This window comes from bacterium, assembly GCA_040755795.1.
In the GTDB taxonomy this organism is placed as follows: Bacteria; UBA9089; CG2-30-40-21; order CG2-30-40-21; family SBAY01; genus JBFLXS01.
This window is the reverse complement of the sequence record JBFLXS010000490.1, coordinates 1-2,722: the sequence shown is the minus strand read 5'-3', so window position 1 is coordinate 2,722 and position 2,722 is coordinate 1. Positions and strand designations below refer to the sequence as shown.

The window sequence follows — 2,722 nt, the reverse complement described above, 5'->3', positions numbered from 1 at the left end:
GCAGTCGGAGAGAGTATTGGAATCAGTTACGGTGTACGATTCGGATATTAATTTTTCAAAGTTGGGAGGAGCTTTTGTGGTTTATTCTTTCGCCACCTGAGGCAGCAAGTGGATGAAAAGGGAGAAAGGGGGATAAGATAGAAAAATAATATACTTAAATAAGGATTTGATTTTGTGATAAAGGGAATAGTGTGCCCAATTTCTAAGATAAAGGAGATTCTCCATAGGTTTAGGAGAGGGAAATTTTAAGCAATTTAGAGGAAGAAGATGTTTAAAAAGCAAAAAATGGCTTTAAGGTGGTTACTTGGGCTGTTTATTTAGTTTCACCGAGAATTGCTGGTGGGTGTAAATTTTTATTGACATAGGATAAAATTTGTGCTAAAATTCTCCCAAAAATGAGCAAAAGTGGTAACCGTTCAGGTGGTAATTTACCGCAGAGACGCAGAGGAACAGAGAGGAAATATCTTTTTTTCGTGTTTTTCGCGTTTTTCGGTGTTTAAAAAGGCTTAAAAACAGTTAGTCGAAAGTCCGTATTAAAAGATTAATAAACAACGAAAGATCCGAAATGCACAAAAAAAGGAAATTTCTGTCTCTGGTGAATAGATTTTATTTTTTCTCTGCGTCTCTGTGTCTCTGCGGTGAACGGTTACCAAAAGTGAAGGAGCATCAAGAATGAGAATTTGTATGTTAGCCCGCTCTATACCGGTACATGCCAAAGGTGGATTGGAAGACCATACGATGATGATTTGTAAAGGACTTGCCCAGAAAGGTCATAAGGTAATTTTGATTAGCACCCAACATCCACAAGGTAAAGAATACGAGGTTATCGATGGCATAGAAATATATTATATAAAAGGAACAAGACCTGGTAAATATTCGTGGGCATGGTGTAGAAAAAGTGTCCAGGAATTTATCAGGTTACATACCCTGGAAAAATTTGATGTTGTTCATGGTCAAAGTGGTGGAGGAATACCTTTTCTTCTAAAGGGATTAAATAAAAAATACAATATCCCAACGGTAATTTCTTTACATGGAACAACCCTTGATGAGCTAAAATCTGCCTGGGGGGTATTACTTTCCTCCTACAAAGATATACGAAATGCCTTTTTATCTATACGCAGGATTTTATATCATATTTATAATTATTCCTTTGTATCTCGTAAGGCTCTTATGAGAGCCGATGCCATCATTGCTACAAGTAATGAACAAATAAAACGCATAAAGTTCCTTTATCAAACCAGGGATAGTGATATATTTGTGGTTTATAATGGAGTTGATACGCATTTATTTGCTCCTAAAAAGAGCACCGAATTAAGAGAAAAATACAAAATAAATCAAGCAGGTAAAGTTATTTTAGGTGTGGCCAGATTGACTAAAGAAAAAGGAATCCAAAACATTATCCTGGCTATGCCTGCTATCCTTAAGAGTATTCCAGGGACTAAATTAATCATCGTAGGTGATGGAGATTATCGAGAGGATTTAGAGACACTGATTGATAGAGCAGGACTAAGGGAAAATATTATTACCACAGGACTTGTGCCTTATGAGGAGTTACCCCTGTTTTATAATTTAGCCGATGTCTTTGTCAATGCAACTATCCGTGTCAATGGTTATGATTTAACTATAATTCAGGCAATGGCTTGTGAGAAACCGGTGATAGTTTCTAATCTTGGCAGTGTGCCTACAGTTATTACCCATAATGAAGATGGGATTTTAGTCCCGCCTGGTAATATCCAGATTTTAACGCAAGAAATTATCAGGATATTGCAAGAGAAAGCATTGGCTGAAAAGATAGCCAAAAAAGCACGGGAAAAAATAATAAGGCAGTTTAGTTTAGAAAGTATGGCAGAGGGGACAATTAAAGTCTATAATTCATTAACCCAGAAGGGGTGAGATAACCATTCACCGCACAGACATAGAGACGCAGAGAAAAACACACCTCTAACTTCTCTCAAGAGGGGAAAATCTATGGACGATACGCAACAATTCCCTCTTTGATTTTCATCAGGGTAATCTTTCGAGTACAACAATATTAAAAGTAACTATTCAGCCACAGATGGACACGGATGAAACACTGAAAATTCGTGAATCGTGTCCGGTATCCGTGTCCGTAGTTAGGCTGAAGGTTTTTCCTCCTGTCGTCCTCTGCCTTCTGCCCTCTCTTCTCTATCCTCTGTCTTTATCCGTGCTAATCCGTGTTAATCAGTGGCTGAATAGTTACAATATTTTGATATATTAGGAGACACAGGAGAGAACTGTCTTTTTTAATGTCCCCTACCATCTTGTCCCCGAACTGTATCTTAAAAATAAAAATCATGAAAATTTACTCTTCAGAACTGCAGGTGGGACAGCAATTCTCGGTGAAAATAAGAAATGGGTATTTATGAGGGTTTTTCGGGATTATGAAATATATTTTTCGTAAAGATTTTTGTTTTTTGAAAAAATATAGACTTTTTATCTTAAATGTGGTATATAAATAAGAGGCATAATCTATCTTAAAAAAAAGAGGGGAAGATAATTATGCATATCAAGAAGCATTTAAGATTTAAGAGTTTAGTCAAGCAGGCAGCGTTTCGGATTTCTGAGATTGTGGATTATCGTCAACCAGGGAAGACAGATTATTCTTTAACTGATTGTGTGATGAGTGGTTTGGCGATGATGCATTTTCAGGATCCGTCAATGATTGAGTTTCAACAGCGATTGCAAGAAAAGACACAGTGGA

At 36.9% G+C, this 2,722-nt stretch carries 2 protein-coding genes; both read left to right on the top strand.

The window, feature by feature from the left end; translation table 11 throughout:
• Positions 1-672 precede the first annotated feature (672 nt).
• The gene (locus AB1414_18785) at positions 673-1,893 is read left to right on the top strand and encodes a glycosyltransferase family 4 protein (GenBank protein ID MEW6609460.1); all 1,221 of its coding nucleotides are present in this window, start codon (positions 673-675) and stop codon (positions 1,891-1,893) included.
• 627 nt (positions 1,894-2,520) lie between these two features.
• On the top strand, positions 2,521-2,722 hold a 202-nt coding region (locus tag AB1414_18780; protein ID MEW6609459.1), incomplete at its 3' end, for a hypothetical protein.